22 protein-coding genes and 1 pseudogene are annotated in these 25992 nt (G+C 61.5%); 12 read left to right on the top strand and 11 right to left on the bottom strand.

All coding sequences use genetic code 11. From position 1 onward, the window contains the following. Positions 1-142 precede the first annotated feature (142 nt). From ACH196_RS31215 to ACH196_RS31205, 3 genes are all read right to left on the bottom strand, one after another. On the bottom strand, positions 143-775 hold the full coding sequence (locus ACH196_RS31215) for a BA14K family protein (RefSeq protein WP_396650740.1): 633 nt from the start codon (positions 773-775) through the stop codon (positions 143-145). 109 nt (positions 776-884) lie between these two features. Beyond that, the gene (locus ACH196_RS31210; protein ID WP_396650739.1) at positions 885-1550 is read right to left on the bottom strand and encodes a thioesterase domain-containing protein; all 666 of its coding nucleotides are present in this window, start codon (positions 1548-1550) and stop codon (positions 885-887) included. 306 nt (positions 1551-1856) lie between these two features. After that, positions 1857-2159: a DUF1236 domain-containing protein gene (locus ACH196_RS31205; protein ID WP_396650738.1), complete on the bottom strand. Its 303-nt coding sequence runs from the start codon at positions 2157-2159 to the stop codon at positions 1857-1859. Positions 2160-2853: 694 nt separating this feature from the next. On the opposite strand from ACH196_RS31205, the gene ACH196_RS31200 reads away from it, so the two are divergent. From ACH196_RS31200 to ACH196_RS31190, 3 genes are all read left to right on the top strand, one after another. Continuing rightward, positions 2854-3210: a low affinity iron permease family protein gene (locus ACH196_RS31200; RefSeq protein WP_396650737.1), complete on the top strand. Its 357-nt coding sequence runs from the start codon at positions 2854-2856 to the stop codon at positions 3208-3210. Positions 3211-3586: 376 nt separating this feature from the next. Next, complete coding sequence (locus tag ACH196_RS31195) at positions 3587-4894, top strand: sensor histidine kinase (protein ID WP_396650744.1); 1308 nt, start codon at positions 3587-3589, stop codon at positions 4892-4894. Next, entirely contained in the window at positions 4891-5604 is a 714-nt protein-coding gene (locus ACH196_RS31190; RefSeq protein ID WP_396650736.1) for a LuxR C-terminal-related transcriptional regulator, read from the top strand. Before ACH196_RS31195 ends, ACH196_RS31190 begins: the two co-directional genes overlap by 4 nt. Here ACH196_RS31190 and ACH196_RS31185 read toward each other — a convergent pair. Then, positions 5549-6166: a hypothetical protein gene (locus tag ACH196_RS31185; RefSeq protein ID WP_396650735.1), complete on the bottom strand. Its 618-nt coding sequence runs from the start codon at positions 6164-6166 to the stop codon at positions 5549-5551. The two genes, ACH196_RS31190 and ACH196_RS31185, sit on opposite strands and share 56 nt — an antisense overlap. 155 nt (positions 6167-6321) lie before the next feature. Between ACH196_RS31185 and ACH196_RS31180 the strand changes: the two genes are divergently transcribed. The 3 genes and pseudogenes from ACH196_RS31180 to ACH196_RS31170 all read left to right on the top strand — a co-directional run. After that, positions 6322-7089 carry a DUF1236 domain-containing protein gene (locus tag ACH196_RS31180; RefSeq protein ID WP_396650734.1) on the top strand — a complete coding sequence of 256 codons (768 nt, stop codon included), beginning with the start codon at positions 6322-6324 and terminating at the stop codon, positions 7087-7089. A gap of 146 nt (positions 7090-7235) precedes the next feature. After that, positions 7236-9248: an ABC transporter ATP-binding protein/permease gene (locus tag ACH196_RS31175; protein ID WP_396650733.1), complete on the top strand. Its 2013-nt coding sequence runs from the start codon at positions 7236-7238 to the stop codon at positions 9246-9248. A 532-nt stretch (positions 9249-9780) separates the two neighbouring features. Beyond that, positions 9781-10987, top strand: a pseudogene (locus ACH196_RS31170) (IS3 family transposase); the annotation flags it as partial. Between the two features lie 269 nt (positions 10988-11256). Here the strand turns inward: ACH196_RS31170 and ACH196_RS31165 are convergent. Next, positions 11257-11643 (bottom strand): IS630 transposase-related protein, encoded by a 387-nt coding sequence (locus tag ACH196_RS31165; RefSeq protein WP_396650732.1) that lies wholly within the window; start codon positions 11641-11643, stop codon positions 11257-11259. Between the two features lie 240 nt (positions 11644-11883). Between ACH196_RS31165 and ACH196_RS31160 the strand changes: the two genes are divergently transcribed. Further along, positions 11884-12651, top strand: a complete 768-nt coding sequence (locus ACH196_RS31160; RefSeq protein WP_396650731.1) for a glutamine amidotransferase — start codon at positions 11884-11886, stop codon at positions 12649-12651. Here ACH196_RS31160 and ACH196_RS31155 read toward each other — a convergent pair whose 3' ends face one another. Continuing rightward, the gene (locus tag ACH196_RS31155; RefSeq protein ID WP_396650730.1) at positions 12652-13932 is read right to left on the bottom strand and encodes an ROK family transcriptional regulator; all 1281 of its coding nucleotides are present in this window, start codon (positions 13930-13932) and stop codon (positions 12652-12654) included. A 262-nt stretch (positions 13933-14194) separates the two neighbouring features. Between ACH196_RS31155 and ACH196_RS31150 the strand changes: the two genes are divergently transcribed. Genes ACH196_RS31150 through ACH196_RS31140 form a run of 3 tightly spaced genes read left to right on the top strand, consistent with a single transcriptional unit; the run spans position 14195 to position 18856 of the window. Next, positions 14195-16786, top strand: coding sequence for an ATP-binding cassette domain-containing protein (locus ACH196_RS31150; RefSeq protein WP_396650729.1), 2592 nt, complete (start codon positions 14195-14197; stop codon positions 16784-16786). Further along, the gene (locus ACH196_RS31145; RefSeq protein ID WP_396650728.1) at positions 16783-17796 is read left to right on the top strand and encodes an ABC transporter permease; all 1014 of its coding nucleotides are present in this window, start codon (positions 16783-16785) and stop codon (positions 17794-17796) included. Before ACH196_RS31150 ends, ACH196_RS31145 begins: the two co-directional genes overlap by 4 nt. Before the next feature lie 55 nt (positions 17797-17851). Then, complete coding sequence (locus ACH196_RS31140; RefSeq protein ID WP_396650727.1) at positions 17852-18856, top strand: rhamnose ABC transporter substrate-binding protein; 1005 nt, start codon at positions 17852-17854, stop codon at positions 18854-18856. A gap of 197 nt (positions 18857-19053) precedes the next feature. On the opposite strand, the gene ACH196_RS31135 is transcribed toward ACH196_RS31140, so the two are convergent. The 5 genes from ACH196_RS31135 to ACH196_RS31115 all read right to left on the bottom strand — a co-directional run bounded on the left by ACH196_RS31135 (position 19054) and on the right by ACH196_RS31115 (position 23850). Beyond that, on the bottom strand, positions 19054-20382 hold the full coding sequence (locus ACH196_RS31135) for an MmgE/PrpD family protein (protein ID WP_396650743.1): 1329 nt from the start codon (positions 20380-20382) through the stop codon (positions 19054-19056). 51 nt (positions 20383-20433) lie between these two features. Beyond that, positions 20434-20991, bottom strand: a complete 558-nt coding sequence (locus tag ACH196_RS31130) for a GNAT family N-acetyltransferase (protein ID WP_396650726.1) — start codon at positions 20989-20991, stop codon at positions 20434-20436. 13 nt (positions 20992-21004) lie between these two features. Next, a complete protein-coding gene (locus ACH196_RS31125) occupies positions 21005-22024 on the bottom strand; it encodes a pyridoxal-phosphate dependent enzyme (RefSeq protein ID WP_396650725.1) in 1020 nt (339 codons plus the stop codon). A 22-nt stretch (positions 22025-22046) separates the two neighbouring features. After that, positions 22047-22928, bottom strand: coding sequence for a GHMP kinase (locus ACH196_RS31120; protein WP_396650724.1), 882 nt, complete (start codon positions 22926-22928; stop codon positions 22047-22049). Positions 22929-23151: 223 nt separating this feature from the next. Beyond that, the gene (locus ACH196_RS31115; protein WP_396650723.1) at positions 23152-23850 is read right to left on the bottom strand and encodes a winged-helix domain-containing protein; all 699 of its coding nucleotides are present in this window, start codon (positions 23848-23850) and stop codon (positions 23152-23154) included. Positions 23851-24061: 211 nt separating this feature from the next. On the opposite strand from ACH196_RS31115, the gene ACH196_RS31110 reads away from it, so the two are divergent. Both ACH196_RS31110 and ACH196_RS31105 read left to right on the top strand, forming a co-directional pair. After that, positions 24062-24991, top strand: a complete 930-nt coding sequence (locus ACH196_RS31110; RefSeq protein WP_396650722.1) for a nucleotidyltransferase and HEPN domain-containing protein — start codon at positions 24062-24064, stop codon at positions 24989-24991. Positions 24992-25303: 312 nt separating this feature from the next. Next, the gene (locus ACH196_RS31105; protein WP_396650721.1) at positions 25304-25546 is read left to right on the top strand and encodes a hypothetical protein; all 243 of its coding nucleotides are present in this window, start codon (positions 25304-25306) and stop codon (positions 25544-25546) included. Positions 25547-25992: the final 446 nt, after the last annotated feature.

Raw genomic sequence — 25992 nt, 5'->3', positions numbered from 1 at the left:
TCCACGGTGTAGATCCCCTAACCCTCCTGCGCGAACCCCAGGAGGAAAATAGGTGGACGACTTTTACGCCGCCCGCAGCCGGACTATCCCGCCGCTACCGTGGCCGGTTTTTGCACCGCCGCGCTCACTTTAAACGGAGCCTCTACTCGCACTGCCGGGGCGATTGGCCCCCAAACGGCTGATAGGAATTGTCGTCTGGATTGTAGGATCGATAACGCGCCAAGCACGATGCGATATGTCGTGAATTGAAGTGGGTCGTCGGTTTTTCCTCGCCCACGCCAAATCGGGCATAGGTTCGATCTGCCGTCGGGCCTTCATAGTCGAACGGCTCGTTGTTGTGGGTGTTAGGCGTATCGCTGAACGGAGAGACGCATGCCCGGTGGTTGCCGCTGTAGGCCCTGTAGCTGTTGTCGTCTTGCCGATAGGATCGATAGTGCTCGGTGCACCATCGTGCGTGCGCCGTAGTCGTTTCGACGGATGTGGGTGCCGCCGAGGAATTTTGGGGTTTCTGACCCGGAAGCGCGCCGGTTGTGATCATGTCGACAGGTGGGGCCTCCGTGTTTTTCGCTGCTGCGGAGGTTTTGGAGGAAGGACTCGCGGCTCTCGCGGGTACGCGCTCAAAGGGGATCGAGGCGGCGGCTGTTTCGGCCGTCCAGGACGACCTCTTGCCAACCTCCCATTCTGGTGCAGGCTTGGCCTCAGTGAAGTAGAAGGCCCCGGCAGCAATCGCGAGCGTTGTGGCGAAACCGCTCAACCCGGTCAGAAAAAGGCTCATGATGCGTTCCTTGACCTGTGCCCGGTTCGGGGGCGAGACGCAGCTTGGGTCCAGGTCACATTCCGTGCATGTGACCTCATTCCAGCATCGTCGCTCAATCGAAGAACTTTCATGGGCGGGCCAAACATGCGGCCTCGCCTCGCGACGGCGCCTGCGGGCGTACACGGCTCTCGTTGATCAGGGCGTGCTTGACGTATTCCAGCGCGGCCGGTTCCTTGGACACGCCGAGATGGTCGTGCCGTCCCGCCTTGTGCAACTTTGACCAGTCCACGGTTTCCAGGCGGCCGGTAAAGGACCTTTCGGGCTGCAGGCGGGACGAGAGGGCAAACAGCCCGTCCGAACCATACATGTCGATCGCCCGGCGTACGTTGCAGGGCACCGGCGTCGGTCTGTATGCCTCGAAGACGAGAAGCGTCTGGACCGGCACGCCAGCGGCGCGCAGACGCTCTGCAAATTGGGTGGCCGCGTTTCCTCCCATCGAATAGCCGGCAACGGCGACCTGCGTCTTGGAATGGCGTGGCTGCGCGAGGAAGTTGTCGGCCGCCTTCTTCCATTCGGCCGGATTGTAGACGTCCGCCCGGACGCCGGCGGCACGAATGTATTGCGTCAAGCTGTACATGCCGCTTTGCGCCATATCGTCCCCGTCCGGCGTCAGCCCGGCGAAGAGATAGACACTGCCTTTTTCGGCAGGCGGATTGGTGAGTCCGCCTTTCTGCACAACCATGGTGGAGCATCCTGCAACACACAAAGCGAAAAGAAGCGGCAGCAGCGCCAAGCCGGTAGCGGGCAGGGAAAACAGCGGGCATGCGTCCCGGCGTGCGATCACAAGGACCATGTGAGAACCGCCGCGAATCCAACGAACACCGCGCCCCACATAATTGCGCCGAGCGCTATGCGCGCATTCCTGCCGAAATCCGGGTCTGTCTCACAGGGATGTCTAATAAGCTTCGGGGTCATCGGACCGACCCTCAGATAGCGCAAATACGATGCGCACTTCCGCCTCGCGGGGCGAGGCACAAAATGTTTTGTTGCCAGTCCAGAGCCGGGCACAGGCCCGGCTCTGGATGAGTGACGGAAAAGGTCAGTCCATCACGTGGATGATCTTGTGGCTACCCGGGTCGACCAGCACCGTCCGGTTGTCGACGACCGTGTACCGATACGTCTGGTCGGGGATTTCATGCAGTTCCACGGTATCGGGAACCGTGCTGCCGACGTTCAGTTCCACGCCCGGCAGTGTGATCGAAGCGATCGGCTCCTTCTTCACATACTCGCGGATCACCGTTTCCTGTTCAGGCTTGAAAACGACGACGTCGTCGGCCATCGCGGAACCGGCAAATGCAGCGAGGGCCAAGCCGGCGACCGCGCTCTTGATATAAGCTCTCATAACAATCTCCCTTGGGGGCTAGAAACGCTTCGATCTCGTGTCGAAGCTGCCAACCAAACGAACCCCAACACGGCACGTTCCCCATTGGGCCTTCAGGCCATGGTGGTTGGGACTAAAGGCCCAATCGTCCAATGCATTGGTCTCAGGGTCGCAGTGTCAGGGAACGTGGCGGCGCCGCATTCCGTTGACCCGGCACGCTATAGGAGGCGGTCATGGACAACAGCGTCTACCAGGCACGATGGCTTTTGTTCCCGGTCGTTGCAGTTGGTTTTGCGTTTCTAAGCCTTGGGATGATTGTCAGTTGAGTTGGCAGTTTCACAGATGCGCAGGCACCGTCCCTCACTGCGCAGAAAGGCCCTTCAGCCGAAATCGGGTTGAAGGGTTGTTACCCGTCGCCGGGCCTCTCTCAATCTCTTCTCGGCGACGGGTGCACCTTGGAGGTTGGCGAATGCAAACCCGTCGTGAGGCACAGGTATTTCGACCCGACGAGGTCAGGCTTTTGCAAGAGTGCTACGACACGATCGTGGCAAGGCACTGTCTTGAATCGCGATCGGAGAGGTCCGAGGAAATTGCAAGTGCACTTATCCTTGCCTTCCAGCGTGGGGTCAGAGATCGGAACCAACTTATCCGGCTCGCCGATCCTACAGCCCAGACGGTCGGTGAGGACGGAATTTGAGCGTGAAGGACCGGTGTCATGCGGCCTGATCCGCACCTCTTCCGAGCTGCCGACTTCCTAAGCCGTCCACCAGGATTCTATTTCATTCTCGTGCTGATGGTCGGATGCACGCTCCTGGTTCTGCTTGGGTGGACCGACGTCGTCACCTTCGGTCTCAGCGTCGCGGCAATTGTTATCACCGGCGTTGTGCTCGTCCAAGGCTATCGCGACACCGCCGCGATACACGCCAAACTCGACGAAATAGTAGTCGCTTTGAAGGAGACAAGAAACGACGTGGTCGGTCTTGAGCATGAAAACCCGAAACAAATCCAGGAAACCGTGCGCCGTTTGGAACGTGAAGCCAACCAGATGCCGCCTTGGCCAAAAGCAGACTAGGCGGCTCTCCGACGTGAGCGTTCCTAGTCGTTCGGCCGTCATCACACGACATTAGCGCCCGGATTTCCAGCATAGAGCGGCGCCTCTTTTCCGTGACCAGTTACCTGCGGCCACAAGCGTGGAACCAGTCAGTCGCGTGGGCCGTTCCGGTCGACCGATTTCTATTCCAACGAAGACGATCGAAAGAAGGGCGACGACGAGAGTGAACGGGCAGGGGCAGAGCGTTGTTCAATTGCCTTCCCACACGGGCGCGGCTGAACGTGCCAGCGTCCGCGACGGCGGGGCGGAGCTCTTGAGGCGATTGGGGTTCCGGGTAACCGGGCTCTCCCTCGCGGTCCAGTTTTTCATTGTGGGCGGGCTGGTTTCATTGCTAGCCATGGTATTGGTTGGCGCCGCCGTCACCATGTTGATCGAGAGGGCGGTGACGCGCAATGCGGGCGCCACTACCGCCCTTTATGTCGACAGTGTGATCGCGCCGCTGCTACCCGACATGCAGAAGACGCAAAGCCTCGATGATGCAGTGGCGCGCGCGCTCGATGAGACGCTGGGACAGGGTGCACTCGGGCAACGCCTTGCAGCCATGCGCCTGTGGTCGCCCGACGGAACCGTACTTTACGCCGACGACAAAGCGCTGATTGGGCGGCGGTTCGCGCCGACGCCGAACCTCAAACAGGCATTTTCCGGCACCATGGTGGTAAACTACGACCGCTTCGATAGCCTGGACGACCAGTCTGCGGCGCCGAAGGGCCCTGTACTCGAAATCTATAACCCGATCCTGCAACCATGGTCGGGCGACGTGGTCGCGGTCATCGAGTTCTACGAGTTTGCCCACGACTTCGAGGCGACGTTGTACAATGCGCGGCTGCGCAGTTGGCTTGCCGTCGCTGCCGTCACAATTGCCTTCTTTCTTGCTCTCTACGCTGTTGTGCTTCGTGGCAGCCGCACGATCGACCGACAGGCCGGCGACCTCAACAGGAGAGTAAACGAACTCACGGAGTTGCTTGATCAGAATCGCGTTCTGCATCAGCGCATGCAGTCCGCAGCGCAACGCGCAACCGCGCGCAACGAAAGCTTCCTGCGGCGCCTTGGGGCCGATCTCCATGACGGCCCGGCGCAGTTCGTCGCGCTCGCCGCCATGCGCCTCGACAGCGAGACCGTAGTCGGCGAGGCCGTACCCCAGCAAGGGCGCGAGCGGGAGGTCTCGTCCATCCGCGCCAGCCTGGAGGAAGCGCTTCAGGAAATCCGCAGCATCTGCAACGGCCTTGTGCTTCCCCAGATCGAGACCGCCGGCCTACCTGAACTCATAGATCACGCCATCGCCGCCTATGAGCGGCGGACGGGTATGCTCGTCGAGCGGAGGCTCGATCCGATTTCTGTGCCGCTGACGGTTTCCGAGCGGATCTGCATCTATCGATTCCTGCAGGAAGCGCTCAACAACGGCTATCGCCACTGTCGCGGCGCATCCCAGATGGTGACGATGACTTGTGGCGAGGACAAGATCGTCGTCGCGGTTTCAGATAACGGGCCGGGCTTCGATCCAGACGATGTTGCGCCCGACAGCCTCGGCCTCGCCGGCCTGCGAGAACGCGTCGAAAGCCTGGGCGGGCGTTTCGACCTGGACACATCGGAGAGAGGCACGGTCCTGGCCGTCACGCTCGACCTTGACGAAGCGGCGCCGTCATGACACCGGCAATCACCATCGCGGTCGTCGACGACCACCCGTTGTTTCGCGAAGGCGTAATCCGCAGCCTTTCCGAGACGGGACATTTCGAGGTCGTTGCGGTTGGCAGCACGAGCAGTGAGGCCATAGACATCGCGGCCCGGACGCGGCCAGACGTCCTGCTCATCGACCTTTCCATGCCAGGCGGTGGCCACAATGCGATCGAACCTATTCTCAGCCGCAATCCCTCGCAATGCATCGTGGTTCTAACGGTATCCGAAATGAGCGAGGATGTAGCCGCCGCGCTGAACGCCGGGGCTAAGGGCTACGTGCTCAAGGGAGTTGGCTCCCGCTCGCTCGCCGAGATCCTCTCGGCCGTGGCATCCGGTGAAACCTATGTGACGCCAAGCCTGTCGGCCCAACTGCTTTCGACGCTCTCCGACGCCGCCCGGTCAGGGGGCGATTCGGTCGGGGCATTGAGCGAGCGCGAGCGTGAGGTGTTGACGCTGGTCGCATCGGGGCTGAGCAACAAGAAGGTGGCTCTACGGCTCGACCTCACCGAGAAAACCGTGAAGCATCATATGTCGCGCATATTTTCGAAGCTGCAGGCGAGCAATCGCACAGAGGCGGCGATGATTTTCCGCAATTCGGTCGACACCGACGCCAGCACGTCTCGCACTAGCGCGCGGAGCGGAACCGCCGATAATCCTTTTGTGTCGCGTTCCGGTTTATGATGGTGCGGCCCTTGGCGTCGCGCATTTCATAGCGGCCGTTGCGGATCGTCTCGCGCATGCCGTTGCGGTGTGTGATGTTGCCCGAGGCAGGCGCACCATTCGAAGCGGCCGCACCGGGCGTGTCGGATGCGGTCTCGCCACCTTTGCTGTTGCCATTGCCACCGCCGTTGCTATTCCCGTTCCCGTTCCCGTTCCCGTTCCCGTTGCCATTGCCATTCCCGCCACCGTTTCCATTCCCATTGCCGTTCCCCCCACCGTTGCCATTGCCGTTCCCTTGGGCATGGGCGCTGGCGGGCATGAGGGCGGCGGTCCCATTGGAGATTCGCGGCACATAGGGGCAGGTGGTCGCCGCAGCGAGCAAAATCGTAGAACCAACCTGCGAAAGCAAATGTCGTCGCGAGAGCATCATCGACCTCGCTTGTTGAAGAGTTGGAGCAACTCCCCGTTCCCTGATCCAGGCACCCAGATGCGATTGTCGGACCTCTCGCGAGCACCGGCGCGGTATAATTCCTGCAACCACCAGTTCCTCTTTCCGTTCCAACGGTTTTGCGGCGCTGGTCATTTGCCTCGCGGACATGGGCCCAAAGGCCCATTCGTCACCGGCAAAAGTCCGCATTAAGCGGCATGAGTCCCATTCAGGAACACCATCCGTCTCGTCTCGTTCAGGCTACAGCTTCCATCGCGGAAGCCCCGACATATCAGACGAAAGGAAAGACAATGAAGCGCTTCAATTATTTCGCCGCGGCCCTGCTTGCGGGTTCCGCCATGGTCGCACTTCCGGCACTCGCCCAGGAAAGCGCCTCTCCCGATGCGCAACCGCCCATCCTGAAGGACGGCAGCGGCAAGTCGGGCTCGGCGGACACCAACGCCGCAACCGGGGGTAAGGCCTCAGGCTCGGTCGGAGCGAAGGACCAGAAAGCCACGGAAGTGTCGCCCGGCCAGAAGGAGCCTTCCGGTGAAGGCAAGGCCGCCAGCGAGGCCACCGACCCAATGAAACGCAAGCCGGCATCGAAAGACGCGGCCGGAGCGTCCGAACCGACCAAGAAGGATGAGTCGAAGGCAGCCGCCGAAACCAAGCAGCGCAAGCAGAGCGGTGAGGATTCAGCCGAAGCAACCAAACGCAAGCAGCCAACCGACGCGACCGAAAACGCCACGGAAGCGGCGCCAACCAAGAAGAACAAGGACCAGGCTGCAGAAGGACAACAACCTTCCAGTGAGACAACCGCGAGCATCGACATAACCAACGAGCAGAAGGTCGAGATCAGGAATGTCATCCGGGAGGTCAAGGCCGAGCCAGTCGAGGTAGATTTCGACGTGTCGGTCGGCGTGGCTGTGCCGACGACGGTCGAACTCCGTCCCTTGCCGCCGCGGATCGTCGAGATCGTGCCGGCCTATCGTGGCTACGTATATTTCGTGCTGGCCGACGGCCGCATTATCGTCGTCGAACCGGATACCCACAAGGTGGTCTACGTTCTTGTCGCCTGACCGGATTGATCGGGCCGCGTAACGCGGCCCGATTCCTTTTTCTGATGAAGCAAGGAGCGGTATCGAGATGGCGGGCAGCATGTTAGCCGGCAGCAGCCCAACTGACGGAAATGAAACCTTCTGATTTTCAAGCCGTTGTCGGCTGAATGTCAGAGGTTAAATCCAAACCGAAATCGGTCGCCGGCGCTAAGCAACGCGGCATGCAGAAGGCACGCCCGAAGGGGACACGCCAAGAGCAACCTCGCCAGGAGAGGACATCGCGTGTTGAAGTCATGCCTGAGGTCGACGGCCAGGCCGCGCCGCCGCCGGAGGCCGTCGAACCGGATCCGGGGCTGACGCCTGAGCAGACCGAGCAGGCACGCAAGAAATATTTGCTGAGGCGTTTCTGGATCAGTGCGCGTGGTTACTGGAGCCTGGGTGGCGATCGACTCGCCTGGCCGTTCACGATCGGGCTACTGATACTGATATGCATCAATGTCGGCTTCCAGTATGGGATTAATGTCTGGAATCGCGCGATTTTCGATGCGATTGAGCAGCGCAATGCCCGCGCCGTTTATTTCCTAAGCGGCGTATTCGTACCGCTCGTGCTTGGCAGCGGAAGCCTTGTCGTTGCGCAGGTCTACCTTCGCATGACGATTCAGCGCCGCTGGCGTTCCTGGCTGACTACAGCGGTCATCGCGCGCTGGCTTGCAAGCGGTCGTTATTATCAGTTGAACCTCGTCGGCGGCGATCATCAGAATCCCGAAGCCCGCATATCGGAGGATTTGCGAATTGCCACCGAATCCCCTGTCGACTTCATCGCCGGTGTCCTCACCGCCTTTCTGTCGGCCGCGACCTTCATCGCGGTGCTGTGGACGATCGGCGGAGCACTGAGCTTCACGATCGCAGATTGGAGCATCACGATTCCCGGTTTCCTCGTCGTCACGGCGGTCATCTATGCCGCGATCACCTCCATTTCGATGGTGGTCATCGGGCGTGATTTCGTCCACCTCTCCGAGGAAAAAAATCAAGCGGAAGCCGAATTCCGCTACACGCTGACGCGCGTCCGAGAAAACGGCGAGAGCATCGCATTGCTCGGCGGCGAGGAAGAGGAGCGCAGCGGCATCGACAAGACATTCGGCCATGTGCTTAGGCAATGGGCGTTGCTTACAGGCCAGCACATGCGCACGGCCCTGGTTTCACAGGGGTCGAGCCTGTTTGCCCCGGTCGTGCCAATTTTGCTTTGTGCTCCGAAATTTCTCGAAGGCAGCATGACGCTTGGACAGGTCATGCAGGCTGCTTCCGCCTTTGCTATTGTTCAGGGCGCGTTCGGATGGCTGGTCGACAACTACCCGCGTCTGGCCGATTGGAACGCCTCCGCACGACGCATAGCCTCCCTGATGATGTCGCTCGACGGGCTCGAGCGCGCGGAACAGAGCGACGCCCTGGGACGCATCGGTCGGGGCGAAACCGAAGACGGCACGATACTCAGCCTGGATAATCTCTCCGTTACTCTCGACGACGGCACCTCCGTGGTCAAGGAAACAGAGGTCGTGATCGAACCGGGCGAGCGGGTGCTCGTGGCCGGCGAATCCGGTTCAGGCAAGAGCACGCTGGTGAGGGCCGTCGCGGGTCTGTGGCCGTGGGGTGGCGGCAGCGTCAATTTACACCCAGACAAGCGGCTGTTCATGTTGCCACAACGGCCCTACATCCCCTCGGGTACACTTCGCCGGTCGGTTGCTTATCCCGCCCCCGCCGACAAATGGACGATAGAAGAGATCAAGGCCGCGCTCGACAAAGTGGGCCTCGCTTATCTCGCCGCCAGGATCAAGGAAGAAGCGCCCTGGGACCAGACCTTGTCAGGTGGCGAAAAGCAGAGGCTCGCCTTCGCGCGTCTCCTTTTGCATTGTCCCGATATCGTCGTGCTTGATGAAGCAACCGCAGCGCTCGATGAGAAGAGCCAGGGCAAGATGATGGAAGTGCTCATCCACGAATTGCCGAAAGTCACCATCATTAGCGTGGCGCACCGCGCCGAGCTGGAGGCTTTCCACACCCGCAAGATTACCTTGGAGCGGCGCAAAGGCGGAGCCAAGCTCGTCAGCGATATTGATCTTGTCCCGCGCAAGGGAAAGCGGAACCTGCTCGCGCGTGCCTTGTGGGGTTCCGGTAGCTCCGACTGAAAGGCGGCCTGAGGATATCACCCGAACGGGATCGAAGAGTGATTGTTTCGACGCCTTCCACGGCGTCGTTTTTCAAAACAGCCTTGGCTCCTAGCCTGGCCAAACCCTTCGAATCGAGGAGCTTGACGTAATGGCCGTTGGTGGCAAGCTTTCGCGCCACCGCGATGCCCATGTCCGTGTCACGCAGCTCGTATTCAGCCGCGATACGCTCTTCCCAGTCATGTTCCGGATCATTGGACCTGAGCCCGCACAATTCTACAGCATTTCGGAAGACATCATGCGAAGCGTCCTGACGTGCAGCGGGCCCATCGCGATTGGGGCGATCACACGCCCGTGCTCCTCGTTACCCGGATAGAACCAGCTGAACCTCCTCGGTATGTTGCCGGAAAGGGGCTAGCAACTCCAGTTTCTGCTCTCCCGCTCCGCTGCCGGAAATTCCGCCCCCAATGTACGGTTTTTGAACTGGCCCCGATTTCGACCGGACAGTTGGCATAACGCGGGAGGGCTTGAGGCTATCCTCAAGCACAGGCTTATGGCTGACGATTATCGACGGATCGAACTGATCACCGGTGAGGCACGTCGCCGACACTGGTCAACCGAGCAGAAGCTACAGATCATCGAGGAGAGCTTCCTCCCGGGCGAGACAGTGTCTTCGGTTGCCCGCTGACGTGGCGTTGCTCCGAATCTCCTTTATCGTTGGCGTCGTCTTTTGACGGAAGGCGGAGCGGCAGCGGTGGGATCGGACGAGCCTGTGGTCGGCAGTTCCGAAGTGCGACGGCTCGAGGAGCGCGTTCGCGACCTTGAACGGCTGCTCGGCCGCAAGACGATGGAGGTGGAAATCCTCAAGGATGCGTTGGCGAAGTCGGAGTTAAAAAAACCGAGCTTGCGGCTCTTGTCGCAGCCGAGGGACGGTTCCCGATGAAGGCGATCGCCGAGACGATAGGGGTGGCCCGCTCCCATCTCCATGACAAGGTGCATCGTGCAAAGAAGTCCGGCGGCCCCTATCGCAAATCCGAGGATGACGCCGTGGTGCAACTGGTCCGCCGCCTGGTCGACGAACGCCCGACCTATGGCTATCGCCGCATCACGGCGCTGGCCAACAGGGAACGCGCCAAGGTCGGCCAGCCGGTCGTCAACCACAAGCGCGTCTTCCGCATCATGCGCCAGAACAGCATGCTGCTTGCCAGGCACACGGGCCGCAGGACCAGTCGCGTCCACGACGGCAAAGTCATCGTCATGCGCTCGAACCTACGCTGGTGTTCGGACGGCTTCGAGATCAGTTGCTGGAACGGAGACCTCATCCGGATCGCCTTCATCATCGATGCCCATGATCTAAGATCATCGCATGGCATGCCGTCGTCGGATCGGGCATCAGCGGCAGCATGGTGCGAGATATGATGCTGGAGGCAGTCGAGAACCGGTTCGGCGCACTTAAGGCGCCGGCGCCGCTCGAATGGCTGACCGACAATGGCAGCGCCTACACTGCCAGGGAGACGCGCGACTTCGCCGCCGCGCTCAATCTCGTTGCCTGCTTCACGCCCGTTCAAAGCCCTGAGTCGAACGGTATATCGGAGAGCTTCGTCAAAACCTTCAAGCGCGACTATGCTCGCGTCAATCCCTTGCCGGATGCGGTCACCGCGCTTGGCAAGATCGCCGGATGGTTCGAGGACTACAACGAGAACCATCCTCACTCAGGGCTCAAAATGCGCTCCCCAAGGGAGTTCATCCGGGCACAAACTCAATAGCCAACTGTCCGGCCAAATGGGGGCAACTCCAATCGGCGCATCGACGATCCACCGCGCGACCATGCAAGGACAGCGCAGGCCAGCGATGAAGGTCTGCGTCTTCCAACCACCGAAAGGCGCGCGTTTGGAAGCGCTCGCCCTCCGGCGACCACCCTGACTGCTTGGTCAGTCGGGTATTGGTGGATGTCTCATCGATGAAGACGAGGTGTGCCAAGGCCTTGTCGAATAACGGTTTTCTGCGCGTGATCCAGAGTTCGCGCGCTTCACGGATGTCGGCGCGCTGCGTCTCGCTGGCCTGCAGTGTTTTTTTTATGGCTGAGCCCAAGCCGGTGCAGCAGACGGGCCACATTCGAGCGGTGGACGCTCACCCCACGCCCTTCCAGCGCAACACACAGTTCGTCGAGGGTCAGGTCGCCGCTCTCCTCCACGCGGGCACGAACGAAGTCGCTATAGGCGGCAAGCTTGCCGCCGCCGAACCCGTGACCCTGCCGGCGAGGCTCAAGCGAACCCGTCTGCGCCTTCAACTTCATCAGATTGTTCACAAAGCGTGGCGAAACACGGAAATGCCGCGACGCCTCCCGGTTGCTGTGGCCTTCATCCACAAACGCTACAACACGGCTACGCAATTCAATCGGATGCGGCTTGCCCATCGTGATTCTCCTGCAAACCACAAGGAATCACCAAACCGTCAATCCGGGAATCCCGAATCTCTTAAACCGCGACACGCTTTAGGTCGGCACTAACCCCAGCACCAAACCAGCGCTTCGCCGGCCGACTTGCCCAGCTTTGCCGTCGAAGATGCAATGCTAGTGTGTGGTTGGGGACCCTTCGCGCGGCATCCGATTCGATAAATATTCGAGCATCCGAAACGACTGCGGGCCCTTTACGCAATGCAAACCAAGAAAATCCTCCTCGCTGGAGAGACCTTCGCGCTGACGCAGTTCGCGGCCGCGGGCGTAACCGCTGTGTCGTCGGCGCAATATGCCAACGGCGCGCTGCCGTTCCTCGCCGCACTGGAGGGCAGCGGCATCGCGGTCGAGCAGCTGCCCGGCGAACGATGCTCAGGCGAATTCCCAGCGTCTTTGGAAGCACTTGCATCCTATCGTGCGGTGATCCTTTCCGACGTCTCCGCGCTGTCGCCGCTGCTCACGCCGCAGGCGCGTGAGGGCAGGACCTCGGTCGATCGTCTGGATCTGCTGGAGCGCTACGTGGCCGGGGGCGGAAGCCTGATGATGGCCGGCGGCTACACCAGCTTCCAGGGCATGTTCGGTACCGCGGCTTTCCATGGCACTGCCGTCGAGGATTGTCTTCCCGTCGCCTGCCTGGCGCAACCGGACGGCGTCGAGGCGCCAGCGGGCCTGAAGCCGGCGGTGACGCACGCGCATCCGATAACCAACGGATTGCCCAACCAATGGCCGCCGGTACTCGGGCTCAACCGCACGGTGCTGCGCGCCACGCCGGACACGACGTTGCTCGCGTCGGTGACCCACCGCGGCAGGACGCTGCCGCTTCTTGCCGTGCGTGACTACGGCAAGGGCCTCAGCCTCGCCTTCACCACTGACATCGGCCCGCATTGGATGAGCCGCGATTTCCTCGATAGCGATATCTATCGCGCCTTGATGCTCAACATCGCGCGCTGGTTGGTGCGCGATCTCTGATCAGCCCCGCTGGCGGATCATCAGCGGCTTCTTGTCCACGGCCTTGCGGGTCAGCACGCCGCTGTCTGGGCCAAACAGCGTGTGGATCGGCAGGATGCTGGCGCCGATGGCGCTGGCCTGTGGACCCACCGTGCCGGCGACAATCTCCGGCAGCACCAGCCCCGACGGCGTGATCTCGCCGAACCGCCGCTGCACCTTGGCCACGGTGTCCTGAAGCAGTGCGCGTGGCAGCAGGCCATCGATCACCACCGCCTCGACATCGATCACCGCGATCGCCGAGATGATCGCCTGCGCGAGCGCGTCGGCGCAGTCCTCCTGCCATTCGCCGAACGGCGCGCGCGCCTCGGCCGGCATCGGATCGAGTTCGCGGACCCGGTTGATCTGCGAACCCGACCAGCGCAGGTGGTTGATCAGCCCGTAGATGGACGCCCTCCGCAACAGGATGTCGAATGGTCCGCTGGGCCTGGCCACGCTCGCTAGCCGCGACGGCGTCACCGGCATCGGCCCGAACGCCGCCGCATTGCCGTTCGGCCCGGTCTGCAGCACGCCGTCTATCACCAGGCCACCGCCGATCATGGTGTTGATCGACAGATGGATGAAGTCGCGGTAGCGGGTGCCGGCGCCGTAGACCAGTTCCGCCGCGGCTGCCGCCGACGCGTCGTTCTCGACGAACAGCGGCAGGCTGCCCGCCTCGGGAAAGAATCCGGCGAGGTCCACTTCACGCCAGCGCGCGCTGGCGTCGGTCGGAAACGCCAGCTCCTCTTCCCAGCCACCGAGGAAATAGGGCGCCGAGATGCCGATCCCGATCAGCCGGCCGGCGCTACTTCCGAGCGTCGCGCGCAGCCTTGCGATCGCGGCGTTGCCGATCCGCTGCACCGCCTCAGGTTCGGGATAGTCGTATTCGTGCGACTCGGTCAGCCGCACGGTTCCTGCAAAGTCGATCAGCACCGCGTCCAGCGTGCGGCGGCCGAGATGCAGGCCGAGCGAGAAGCCACCGTCGGCCGCGAGCCCGAACATCACGGACGGCTGGCCCTTCTGGCCGAAACGCTTGCCCTTCTGCTCCACATAGCCGGCTTCGAGCAGCGTGTCGACGATGCGCGACACCGCCGGTGGCGTCAGCTTGGCATGGCGCGCGATGTCAGCCTTGGAAGCCTGTCCGCGCCGCCGGATCGCATCCAGCACGACGCGCTCGTTGTAGTGCCTCAACTGGGCCGAATTGCTGCCCTTGCCGCCCGCAGCATGTCTACGCGCGGGGTCGGGAGACTTGGACGAGGGCTTCAACACAACGGCTCCATAATGAAAGCGCAATAACTTAAATTTGCGAAGCCGACAAGTTGGCCCTTGCCCGCATCCGCTTCAACCAGAGCCCTATGGTCAAAGAATGGGTGCGTCTGCATCGGCCCGTGGCACAGTGCCGGTGCTTGACGTCCGTCCTCAGATTACATTAACGTGCTTTCATTAAGGAGGAGTTGTAGGTGCGGATAGTCGGGATCGGGAAGCGCTGGCCGGCGTGCCTGCGCAATGAAGGTTGCGGGCGGCGGCCATGACCGCCGTGGCGACCCTTGATCGCGCGACCGAGGCCGCGTCGGCGCCGGCGGCCCTGATCGGTCTTGTTCATGCCAGCAAGCATTTCGGCGGCACCATCGCGCTGCGCGAGGCGAGCTTCGATCTGCGCGGCGGCGAGGTTCTCGCACTGCTCGGCGAGAACGGCGCTGGCAAGAGCACCTGCGTGAAGCTACTGGCAGGCGTCTACCAGCCAACCTCCGGCCATGTCGTTCTCGACGGGCAGCCTGTGCTCTTCAATGGCCCGCTCGACGCGCAGAGGGCTGGTATCGCCGTCATGCACCAGCATCCCGGCCTGTTCCCCGACCTGTCGGTCGCCGAAAATGTCTTCATGGGTCACATGCCGCGCGCGGGTGCGGCGGGCATCGACCACGCCGCCATGCAGCAGCGCACTGCCTCGCTGCTCGCCACGATCGGTCTCGACGTCGATCCGGGCGAGCGGCTGTCGCGGCTGCGCACCTCTGAACAGCAGTTGGTCGAGGTCGCCCGCGCTCTGTCGCTGGATGCCCGCGTCCTCATCATGGACGAGCCCACCGCCGCGCTCTCGCAGCGTGAGGTCGCCCGGCTGTTCCAGGTGGTGGAGACACTCAAGACCCGTGGCGTCGCCATGATGTTCGTTGGCCACCGCATGGACGAGATCTTCCACGTCGCCGATGCGATTGCCGTGCTGCGCGACGGCGCCCTGGTTGGCGTCGAGCGCGCCAATCGCCTGTCGCGAGGCGAGGCAATCCGCATGATGGTCGGCCGCGAGCTCTCGTCGCTCTATCCGCAGGCGGATGCCGTGCCCGGCAAGACGGTGCTGGAGATAGAGCGCCTGACCCGCGCCGGCGAGTTCGCTGACATCAGCCTGTCGGTGCGCGCCGGCGAGATCGTCGGGCTCGGCGGCCTCGTCGGCAGCGGCCGTACCGAGATCGCGCGTGCTCTATTCGGCATCACCCAGCCGGATGGCGGCACCATCCGCATCGCCGGCGCCGCGCAGCGCTTCACCAATGCCGCCGACGCGATGGCCGTGGGCATCGCCTACGTGTCCGAGGATCGCCTCGGCCAGAGCCTGGTGATGGATTTCTCGATCACCGAGAACGTCGCGCTGACGCAGCTCGACCATGCTACGTCGAGGGGCCTGTTTAGTCGTACCAAGGTGCTCGACGGCGTGGGCCGGCATCTCGACCGCCTAAAGCTGCGCTTTCAATCGTTCGACCAGCCGGTCAGCACGCTGTCGGGTGGCAATCAGCAGAAGGTCGTGCTCGCCAAGTGGCTGGCGACCAGCCCGAAGCTGATGATCCTCGACGAGCCGACGCAAGGCATCGACGTCCAGTCCAAGGCCGAGGTCCACGCAATGATGGCCGACCTTGCCAAAGGAGGCATGGCGATCCTGCTGATCTCCTCCGAGATGCCCGAGCTGCTCGGCATGTCCGACCGCATCGTTGTCCTCCGCGAGGGCCGCCAGACGGCAAGCTTCGCGCGGGGCGAGGCGACCCAGGAAGCGGTGTTGCGCGCCGCCACCGACATCGAAGTCCAGCCGCCGTCCGCTGATGCCGGCGGCTCCTCCCAAGCAGCCTCGCCGCTCGCAGCCGAACGCGCGGGCGGCGGCTGGACCCGCTCCCTGTTTGCCCGCCGCGAGACCGGGCTGCTCGCCGCCATGGCTGCGGTGATCGTGCCGGTGTTGTTCATCAATCCACTTGTCGCCAGCCCCGCCAATCTGTCGGCGCTGGCTATGGATGCGTCGCTCTTGATGATTGCCGCACTTGCTCAGTTCCTCGTTCTGGTAACCCGCAATATCGATCTCTCCGTGGCATCGGTCATCGGCCTGTCGGCTTACGGATCAGCGCTCGCCATGACCGCGGACCCGTCGCTTGGCGTCGCCGTCGGCATCCTCGCGGCGTGCGGCATCGGACTTGCCTGCGGCCTCTTCAACGGCGCAGTCATCGCCTTCGGCGGCGTGCCGGCGATCGTCGCGACGCTCGGCACCATGTCGGTGTTTCGCGGGCTGGTCAGCCTGTGGACCGGCGGGCGCCAGATCAGCGCCGACCAGGTGCCGCAGGCCTGGCTTGACCTCACCGGCGGCCGCCTCGCCGGCGTTCCGGTGATGATCCTGATCGCGCTGGCGATCATGGCCGCAGCCTCGCTGCTCCTGAACCGCTCGTCGACTGGGCGCAAGCTGTTCGCGCTCGGCTCGAACCCCAAGGGCGCCGAGCTGATCGGCTTGCCAGCGAAGAAGCTGGTGCTCACCGCCTTCGGTCTCGCGGGCACACTCGCCGGGCTTGCCGGCGCGTTGTGGGCCTCGCGCTACGCCACCATCGACGCGCGCGTCGCGTATGGGTACGAACTCGCGGTCATCGCCGCCGCCGTGGTCGGTGGCGTCGCCATCCGCGGTGGCTCCGGCACCGTGCTCGGCGTCATGCTTGGTGGCCTGACGCTTCTAATCATCCGAAACGGCCTGATCCTCGCCCGCGTCGATCCGCTCTGGCTGCAGGGCGTCTACGGTCTCGTCATCCTGACCGCCATCGGCGTCGATGCGCTCGTTGCCCGCCGCACTGCGGGCAGCCAGGGCGCGATGCGGGAGGCGGCATGATGGGCGCTGCGACCAATCCCAAATCCACCCGCCGCTTCCGTGTCGATTCGTGGGATCTGCTGCTCGCCGTGCTCACGCTTGGCGTTCTGGCCTACGGCGCGGCGACGACGCCGAACTTCCTCTCGGCCTTCAACCTGTCTCAGCTGGCCGCGGGCGTCGCCGAGAAGGCGCTGCTCGTGCTGCCGATGGTGCTGCTGATCATTGCGCGAGAGATCGACCTGTCGGTCGCCTCGATCCTCGCTCTGTCCAGCGTCGTGCTCGGCCTGCTGGTCCAGGCCGGCCTGCCGCTGGTAGCCGCGATCGTGCTGTCGCTCTGCTTCGGTGCGCTGCTCGGCGCGGTCAACGGCGTGCTCGTCACCTGGGCCGGGCTGCCCTCGCTGGTGGTTACGCTCGGGACCATGGCGCTGTTTCGCGGCGTCGGCTATGTCCTGCTCGGCACCGCCTCGGTCAACATCTTCCCCGACGCGCTCACCAACTTCGGCATCGACGACGTCCCGGGCACCCGCATCCCGCAGGTGATCATGCCTTTCCTCATCCTCTTCCCGCTGTTTGCCGTCGTGCTCGGCGCCACGCCGTTCGGCCGCCGCGTCTACGCCGTCGGCGGTAGCCCGGCAGCGGCGCTTTATTCCGGCATCGACATCACCCGCGTGCGTTTCGTGCTGTTTGTTCTGTCGGGAGCGGTTTCGGCGCTGGCCGGCATCGTCTACACGGCGCGGCTCGCCAATGCGCGCGCCAACAACGCGCTCGGCATGGAGCTCGACGTCATCACCATCGCGCTGCTCGGCGGCGTCAGCGTCTGGGGCGGCAAGGGCCGGTTGACCGGCGTACTCCTGGCGCTCGTCCTGGTCGCCCTGATCCGCAACATCCTCGGCATCAACCAGATCGGCGGTGACGCGCAGGGAATGGTCGTCGGTCTGCTCCTGATCGGCTCGCTGCTGGTCAGCAATTCCACGGGCTTTCTGGTGGGCTGGCTCCGCAACATCGGCGCCACCCAGCGTTCGGGCGGGTGAAGGCTGGACCCGCGCTCATGCTTCCGGCCAAGGCACTTCAACGGAGGAAAAGGAAATGACGACTTCCAGGCTGCCGCTCGTTGCGGCTCTACTCGCAGGCGTGGCATTCGCCGCGCCCGCCATGGCGCAGGAATGCGCCACCGGACCGGTCACCGTCGGGCTCTTGCCGAAGCTCGATACCGATCCCTACTTCCAGGTCGCCAAGGGCGGCGCCGAAGACGCCGCCAAGGAGATCGGCGGCAGCGTCGTGCAGGCGGCGCCCTCGCAGGCGACCGCCGAGGCGCAGATCGAGTTCATCAACAACTTCGTCGCGCAGAAGGTCGGCGTCATCGCTATTGCCGGCAACGACGCCAATGCCGTCGCCCCGGCGCTGAAGCGCGCCGCCAAGGAAGGCATCCGCATCATCTCCTACGATTCCGACGTGGCTGCCGATGCGCGGACCGTCTTCGTCAACCAGGTCAAGGGCGACAGCTTGGCCGAGATGATGCTGCAGAGCATGCACGACCTGATCGGCGGCGAGGGCGAGTTCGCCATCCTGTCGTCGACCGCGACGGCCACCAACCAGAACGCCTGGATCGACTTCATGAAGCAGAAGATCGCTTCAGAGGAGAAATACGGCAAGATGAAGCTGGTGCAGGTCGCCTATGGCGAGGAGAGCGAGCAGGTCAACCAGCAGCAGGCGCTGGCGCTGGCTCAGGCCTTCCCGAACCTCAAGGGCATCATCGTGCCGGCCGGAATAGGCCTGCCCGCGGCCGCCCGCGCGCTCGAGCAGGCCGGCAGCCTCGATAAGATCAAGCTCACCGGCCTCGCGCCTGCCACGCTGATGAAGAAGTACATCGAGGCCGGCCAGGCGCAGGACATTTGGTGGAACGTGACCGATCTCGGCTACCTCACCTACCACGCCGCGCAGGCGGTGGCGCAGTGCAAGCTGACCGGCAAGGAGGGCGAATCCTTCACCGCCGGCCGCCTCGGTGAGTACAAGGTCGGCACCAGCGGCGAGATCGTGCTCGGCCCAGCCAAGATCGTGACCCCTGAAAACCTCGCCGAGTTCAAGTTTTAGGCAATTGCGATTTGGCAGCAGGCGGCCATGCTCGGCCTGCTGCCAACTACACAGGCGAGGCTTGGATCCGTGTCTGGGGTAAATCCACTGGCGCGGTAAAAGGGCTCGGGAGTTGCCGACGCCTTAAAACCGTCGGTCGCAGACTGATCCTTGCTGCAACCCAAGACGAGCCAGCAGCGACGGCGAAGGTTAAGCAGTCAAACTCCAACTCGATGAGCTTGCAACATCGACAGGAGAGGCCCGCTGCGACCCGTGCTGAGCGCAAATACCGCTTCTACCAGACGGTCACATTCAGAGACCGAAAGAATTCCGTCGGCCAAATCAACCAATTTGGCAACCAGCGCGGACTCGTCCAGTGGATGACTGGCATCTCCCAGTGGCAGCGGCACATCGGCGATGAAAGATCTTCCGCGCACCATAATCGTCACCCGCGCAGGCGTGCGCCGTGGAAAGATACCTGCAAACTCTTCCGGGTAAGTGATCGAAACCTTTTCGGCGAGACGCAAAACGTCCGCGTCTGCGAGCGATTCTGGCCGCAGGGGTCGAAAAGCGGACGCTCCTCGCAATGCGGCGAGCGCGGCAGTAAACGGGACGGAGAACTGAGCGCCTTCCAGCGATTTCGGGGCGATCTCGTTCGGCAGTTTACGGCCCTCCGAAAAGAGCTCGACCGAAAACCGCTCGATTGTCGAAGCATCGCCGATCTCGGTGCGGAGCTTAAGAACTGCGTCGATAACCGGATGGGTGTAGCGGCAGGACGCATATGGCTTCAGGTAAGTCTCACTGACCAGCCATCGTTGACCCAGGCCTTGTGTGATCCCGGGAACACGGTAGGCATGCGGGCGATCCAACATGTCCAGCGACCCGCTCATGCCGCTCGCCGCGCGGTCGACCGCAAACGATGCCGCCACGGTTGACCAAGGGCTGCTGCCCTTCACCGAGCTTGCCTGGCAGTCACCCTGAGGCAGATTCACCGGCGCCTCTGCTCCTGCGATTGCAATTGCATGGGCAAGATTGTTCTCGGGCAAAGACCTCAGCCATCCGATCGCGGCCGCAACTCCGAAGCCGGTCCACTGCCCGCTGGCAAAGCTCATTGTGTCGGTAAATATGCGGGCCGCGGCGATCCGGAGCGCTATGTCGTAACCGATCGCACTCGCGGCAAGGATAGCTTTTCCGTCCCTGCCGCTCGCCAAGGCTTCTGCCAAAACTGCTGGTACAATCGCCGCTCCAGGATGGCCGGCTGCAAGGCAGTGCCCGTCATCCACGTCAAGCGCGCTGGCAGCGGCACAGTTGGCGAAGAGTGCGCCGATTGGATGAAGACGGCAGGTCTGGGTGAACCACACCGGCGCGCTGCCGTCGCCGAATGTTGCTCGCGCTGCAGCCCGTGACTTTGTGGCGTTGTCTGTGGGAACGCCGCCGATCAGCGACGCCAAGGTGTCGAGGATTGCATGCTCGGTTTTGGCGACAGCCTGTTGGTCCAAATCTTCGAACCGGCTTCTCGCCGTGAACGACGCCAAGTGCTCTACCACAAACTTCAATCCGTCCTCCCCATATAAGATGAACGGGGTATACCGGGTATATCATCGTTTGGAAAGGCGTTTGAGCGGCGATCGCAAAGGAAATGCGAGAATGATCTGTCTGCCGATAGGTCCATCGTGTATAAGGCCGGTGTCGCGAAATCCCCACGACAGATATGCAATCAGCGCCTGGCGGTTGCGAGCATTGACGGCCAACATCAGTTGCCGCACCGAAGGGCGAGTGGATATAGCCCAGTCGGCAGCGGCCATGATTGCGAAGCGTCCGATACCTCTACCCTGCACTGCAACATCGACACGGAGGGCGTGGACCGTCATTGCATTCTCGCAGGCCCAGGAAGGCATGGCTCCTGCTTCCCGCAGGACCAGGAAGGCGACGATCGCCTTTGTCTCGAAGCACTCCACGACAAAAGGATGGTGAGACTCGGAATTCGAACTCGATGCGATTTCATCAAATACGCTGTCGGCGGTGCCCGCGAACAGTTCCTGATCTGCGCCAAGTGTGATTGCCCGTACACGTGACCTGTCGGCCGGTGTGGCGACCCGCAGCCGGAGGCGACGGATTTCGGACGGACAGTCCCGCAGGCCCTGGCAAAAAGACATTTGATCTCTCCACCTACGTTGCGAGAACATCCGACAGGGAACGACGCTCCCATGCAAATCGCGACCAGCTCATCATGCGTTCGCGTGGAGAAGCGACATCGGCCGGTTGTTCGGGGGTGGTCGCGGATATTTCGGGGAATTTGGAGAGCCACTGCGGATCATAAACCGTCTCAGAATAGCGGTGTCCCTCGTCCGGGAAGATCGTCACAGCGGTCTTGTCAGGGTGCTTGCGCGACCACCACTCTGCCACCCGATAGGCCGCGCCACTTGTTGGCCCCATGAAGAGGCCGTGTGTCCGATGCAGTTCGTGTGTAGCCTGGAACGTCTCAACCGGGGTTAACCAATGGACTTCGTCGAATTGGGAATGATCGACGTTTTTCGGCAGGATGTTGCCGCCCAGACCGCTTAGCCCGAGTTTTCCACTGGGCTGACCGAAAAGGACGCTGTTGGGCGTATCGACGCCGATAACATGGAGTTCCGGAAACAAGGCTCTCAGATAACGGCTGGAACCGCTCATCGAGCCGCCAGACCCAACGGACCCTATCAGGCAGTCGATCCTGCCGATCGCCGCGATCATCTGCGCGGCAAATTGGCCGTAGGCGAGAGGATTATCCGGATTGTCGTATTGTGCCGGCCAGTAACTGCCTGGGATGCTGTTGAGGTAGAATTGCAGACGATCAAGCCGCGCCTGCTGCAGGCCACCCGTCGCGGCGGGTTCCACGACTATCGACACCTCGGCCTTAAGCTCTTCCAGCCGCCGGTGCAGATGCCGGTCAAGCGCCCAGTCGCTGACGAGAACAAGGCCATATCCTTGCCGCGCCGCCAGCATGCTCAGCGCCAGGCCAAAGGTGCCTGATGAGGATTCACAAATGGTCGCCCCCGGCTGCAAGGCTCCGCGCGCCGCCGCTTGCTCCAGCATGTAGCGTGCCGGAAGCAGCTTCATGAGATGAAAGCTCGCCGCGTACAGTTTGTCCTTTAAGGGCACAAAGCGAGGATTCTCGAAGTCCTGCAATTCGCGCATCAACGGCGCCATCATATCCCTCCACTCAACATTTTCAGCTGCTTAGGAAACTTGCTTCGAAACCGGATCGCCGCAGTGCAAGAAGCGTCTGCTCAATGTTCGCCGATGACGCGGGCGCATTTGGATCGAACATGAGCCCGACGACCGTCCCGCTATGGGCGACCTGAATCCCCAGTGCTCCAAACCTCTTTCCGATGCTTTCGATCTCGACCAGCCTTGGTTTCGGAAGAAATCGTTCGTTGATACGGGCACTGGCAGTGGCGACGCGGCCGAGAAGGTTCAGATCGGCAGTGTCTACCGCACGGCGAAGCAGGCTCCGGATGACCCGAAACTGCTCGATCTCAACCGAATTGTACCTTGCAGGCTCGAACTCAAGCGTCCCAACCGTCGACCCTGGATCGGCGTCGACGCTTACAAGGTCGATCGGCGGCAATGCCCTGCGGAACGCCTCGATGACAACCGCATCACGCTGAGCAAATAGAACCGCCTGTTGCGTAAACGCAGTGGAGTCACAGGCCATTTCCGCACTGACAGCCAGACGCATCACGTCGTGCAGGTTCGGCTCCTTGTGCAGACTGTGATGAACCGCAAGGATCGCGGCAACAACATCTGCTGTGGAGGAGCCCATGCCTCGAGCTATCGGCACGTCGCTTTCGATGCTCAGATGGCCGCCGGACGAGTTGGCCCCAAGGAACGACAGCGTGAGCTCGGCGGCGCGAAGTGCCTTTACGCAGGCGATTGGCGTGACATTGATCGTTGGCGTTTCCGTCGGACTGAAGACGGCCTTCGACTTGAACTTACGGCAAGGCAGGGAAACCAATCCGCGCCGCAAAATCGCATCTTCACACTCGAAGATCCCCTGCACCAACTCTCCATGGTGCGCAGTTGCCTGGCCCCGCCCAATGGGAATAGTCATCCGTTCTCTCCAAGGTGCCGCAATCATGCCATCGTGGCAGCTTGTCATTTACCGATGCGGCGGAGGGGGCTGCAATTGTAATTAGAATAAGAATTGTAATGAAAATATTTAGTAGCACCTGGTTCGCAACATATACGAAATGCAATACTGCCTGCACAATATTCTATAAGGAAAAGCTGAATATTATAAAATAAAACCGAAAGATAAAACATACTTCTTGATGCTACGCAGATAATTCGTTCAGTGCGTAACCGGCGAGCCTGACGGTCCGAATCGAAACGACACTGGAATGCAGTCGCAGAAGCCGCCTTAGCTGCCCTACGTGCACATCAACGGCTCTGCTATCGACATCAGAGCTTTCGACCCAGCCCACGCGGATGAGTTCATTCCGGCTGAATACCCTGCCAGGATATTCGACAAGGTGCTTCAATATCTTGTACTCGATCGGGCCGAAAGGAACCTCCGCGCCGCCAATCCGCACCCGGTGAAACAGTCTGTCTATCTCCACATCGCCGTAGACCACCGTGTCGCGAAACTGGGCGTCTTGATATCCGGGACGCCCCCTCAGAGTTTCGTGCAGAAAATCAAGCAACTTGCGCGGAACATACGGGCTGACGAACCTCTCGCTCACTCCGGCTTTGATGAGGTCGAATTGCTGATCTTCCGACCCTGGAGCGAGCAAGGCCACGATTTCCACATCACGGATCGCCGGATTCCGTTTTAGCAATGCGGCAGCCTCAGAGATCTGGTTCCCCTGGCGACAATCGAGAAGGATCGCCCCTACAGAGCTGGAATGTGCCAATTCCAGCGCATCGTCGACCGCAACGACCGGGGCCGTTGCGAAGCCGTCAACCTCCAGGATGTGGCTGAGCATGAGATAAAATTGAGTGTCTTGGGAAAATATGACGACGATCGGTTTCAAACGGAACGGTCTTTCGGCACGGGGCTGGATCGCCAAAAAGATAACAGAAGGCGTGCATCAAACCAAAAGCGAGTTGGTTCGATCCGTCGGCGCTTCGGAACAAAACATGAACTCATCTCTGGTCATGCCGTTTCGAATTCGGTACCATCTGCTACCCCACTCCTCGCGCGCCTGCTTGGCATCTTGCTTCGAATTTGATCTGAGTCCCCTCATGAGAACCAGCATCGACCACCTGCCAGACAACAAGCAGGCCGAACTCGCCAGAGTCGTCGAAATTCTCCACGCGGAATTCGAGGACGCGCTGGCTGAAACGACTGCGGAATGGAAAAAGAGCGGCAGGATTCTGAAAATCATCCTCTTTGGCTCGTACGCCCGGGGCGATTGGGTTGACGAACCCCATACGATGAAGGGCTACCGCAGCGACTACGACCTTCTCATCGTCGTCAACAACAACAAGCTCGCCGACTTTGCCTATTGGTACAAAGCAAAGGATCGGCTCATACGTGATCGACAGATCCAAACGCCGACGAGCTTCATCGTGCACAGCCGACGCTTTGTAAATACTGCAATCCGCAACCATCAGTATTTCTTCATCGACATACGTGGACAGGGCGTCGTCTTGTATGAACTCGATGACGAACCGTTAGAAAAATCCACGGCTCGAAATCCGGAACAGACACTGCGCATTGCGCAGGACTACTTCAGTGTAAGATACCCTGGCGCTCGGATGTGGCTAGAGACGTGGGCGTTTCAACTGCGGCAGTCTGGGGAACATGCAGAGTGGCGCAACGGAGCGGCATTCTCGCTCCACCAAGCAATCGAACAAACTTATGCCACCGTGCTTTTGGCGCTTACTGGCTACAGTCCCCCCTCTCACAAACTTAATTTTCTGCGAGCTCTTGCAGAGGATCAGGACAATCGCCTGGTTGCCGCTTGGCCGCGCGACCAGCAGCGCTATCGCGCTTGGTTCAACACTCTGGACGAAGCCTACGTGAAGGCGCGCTACTCCAAACATTACCAGATCAGTGAAGAGGCCTTAGCCTGGCTCGGGGAACGGACCCGCGAACTCCAGAAAATTGCCGAGACGGTCTGCCATGAACATATCGCTCGGCTCAGAGCACTTGCCGAAGCAGCGCCCTGACCGGCGCTGGAGACCGCACCTTCAGGAACATTCATCGCCCCAAGAATCTCCAGCGTTGCCCTGGTCGTTTTCGCGTCAAGATTCGACAGCCGCGCGATAACGGCCGAGAACGCTTGTTCTTTGCCGCAGGCCCTGCGAGTATGATTGCGCGCAACACAATGCGGACGCGAACGCAGGTTTCCGCACTGCCAGCCAGGGACGACACGAGGCAGCACGGCTGCACAGATGATCGTGGCCTACTTTCGTGGGTTGTAACGTCCGGCTGCAGCGCAATGCTGCAACTCGCCGGCTAGCCTGCGGGAGTGTTTTGGCATGCGCGAACGAAAACAAATTGCTTTGGTTTCCTCCGGAGCGAACGGCCCCGCTGAGGGCGGATGTGGCGAGATCGACGAAGCAACTTCCAATGCCATCGACCTGTACGGTTCCAACGCCATGACGGCTGTCGCCTGGCGCGCCTTGAACGCGCATTTCGACGGAAATGCCCAGGAGTATCAATTTTGGTGCAAGGTCTTCGGCAGGCTGTCTTTGTTTGCGCAGGCTGGCTTGCAGACGTAGTTTCGGAAAAATTTCCGCAAAACGATTCTGCGTTGATGGCCAACAGACGACGAGGTGCACGGCAATCTGCTCGGCCGGCCGTCATTACCGTTTTGTGACGAAATTGTTGCGCAGCCGCGGCGATGAAACATACCCTTCGCAGCACTTCACATATCTTCGCATTCGATTCCGCGATCAGCCCCTACTATCCGCGAGCGCATAAGCCGCTCGAACGTTGAACACCTCGGCTATGCGTCAACCGCCGAGGAGACGACGCATGGCTATTGCCGGCTCTTCCGTCAATCGCGAACTTGGGTCGCAACCAAAGTGTATCCAGCGCCATCGCCGTGTAGTGAGTTTCGTAAATCAACTCGCAGCAGCGCGTCGGTCGTCTCACAATTTGGTGCTTCAATTCGCGGTCCTGCCATGCAGCGCCGCACTTGCGAGGATGCTGGAGCGCCTGCTTT

The organism is Mesorhizobium sp. IMUNJ 23232 (assembly GCF_044326205.1).
Taxonomy (GTDB): Bacteria; Pseudomonadota; Alphaproteobacteria; order Rhizobiales; family Rhizobiaceae; genus Kumtagia.
This window is presented reverse-complemented; position numbering and strand designations above follow the sequence as displayed.

Bases quoted from the DNA above. Each gene is read 5' to 3' on its own strand.
- ACH196_RS31125 (WP_396650725.1), bottom strand. From the start codon at position 22,024: ATGGCGCCGTTGATGCGCGAATTGCAGGACTTCGAGAATCCTCGCTTT.
- ACH196_RS31185 (WP_396650735.1), bottom strand. From the start codon at position 6,166: ATGACCAGCGCCGCAAAACCGTTGGAACGGAAAGAGGAACTGGTGGTT.
- ACH196_RS31160 (WP_396650731.1), top strand. From the start codon at position 11,884: ATGCAAACCAAGAAAATCCTCCTCGCTGGAGAGACCTTCGCGCTGACG.
- ACH196_RS31140 (WP_396650727.1), top strand. From the start codon at position 17,852: ATGACGACTTCCAGGCTGCCGCTCGTTGCGGCTCTACTCGCAGGCGTG.
- ACH196_RS31205 (WP_396650738.1), bottom strand. From the start codon at position 2,159: ATGAGAGCTTATATCAAGAGCGCGGTCGCCGGCTTGGCCCTCGCTGCA.
- ACH196_RS31175 (WP_396650733.1), top strand. From the start codon at position 7,236: ATGTCAGAGGTTAAATCCAAACCGAAATCGGTCGCCGGCGCTAAGCAA.
- ACH196_RS31150 (WP_396650729.1), top strand. From the start codon at position 14,195: ATGACCGCCGTGGCGACCCTTGATCGCGCGACCGAGGCCGCGTCGGCG.
- ACH196_RS31195 (WP_396650744.1), top strand. From the start codon at position 3,587: ATGGTATTGGTTGGCGCCGCCGTCACCATGTTGATCGAGAGGGCGGTG.
- ACH196_RS31180 (WP_396650734.1), top strand. From the start codon at position 6,322: ATGAAGCGCTTCAATTATTTCGCCGCGGCCCTGCTTGCGGGTTCCGCC.
- ACH196_RS31165 (WP_396650732.1), bottom strand. From the start codon at position 11,643: ATGGGCAAGCCGCATCCGATTGAATTGCGTAGCCGTGTTGTAGCGTTT.
- ACH196_RS31190 (WP_396650736.1), top strand. From the start codon at position 4,891: ATGACACCGGCAATCACCATCGCGGTCGTCGACGACCACCCGTTGTTT.
- ACH196_RS31110 (WP_396650722.1), top strand. From the start codon at position 24,062: ATGAGAACCAGCATCGACCACCTGCCAGACAACAAGCAGGCCGAACTC.
- ACH196_RS31120 (WP_396650724.1), bottom strand. From the start codon at position 22,928: ATGACTATTCCCATTGGGCGGGGCCAGGCAACTGCGCACCATGGAGAG.
- ACH196_RS31105 (WP_396650721.1), top strand. From the start codon at position 25,304: ATGCGCGAACGAAAACAAATTGCTTTGGTTTCCTCCGGAGCGAACGGC.
- ACH196_RS31200 (WP_396650737.1), top strand. From the start codon at position 2,854: ATGCGGCCTGATCCGCACCTCTTCCGAGCTGCCGACTTCCTAAGCCGT.
- ACH196_RS31215 (WP_396650740.1), bottom strand. From the start codon at position 775: ATGAGCCTTTTTCTGACCGGGTTGAGCGGTTTCGCCACAACGCTCGCG.
- ACH196_RS31130 (WP_396650726.1), bottom strand. From the start codon at position 20,991: ATGTCTTTTTGCCAGGGCCTGCGGGACTGTCCGTCCGAAATCCGTCGC.
- ACH196_RS31145 (WP_396650728.1), top strand. From the start codon at position 16,783: ATGATGGGCGCTGCGACCAATCCCAAATCCACCCGCCGCTTCCGTGTC.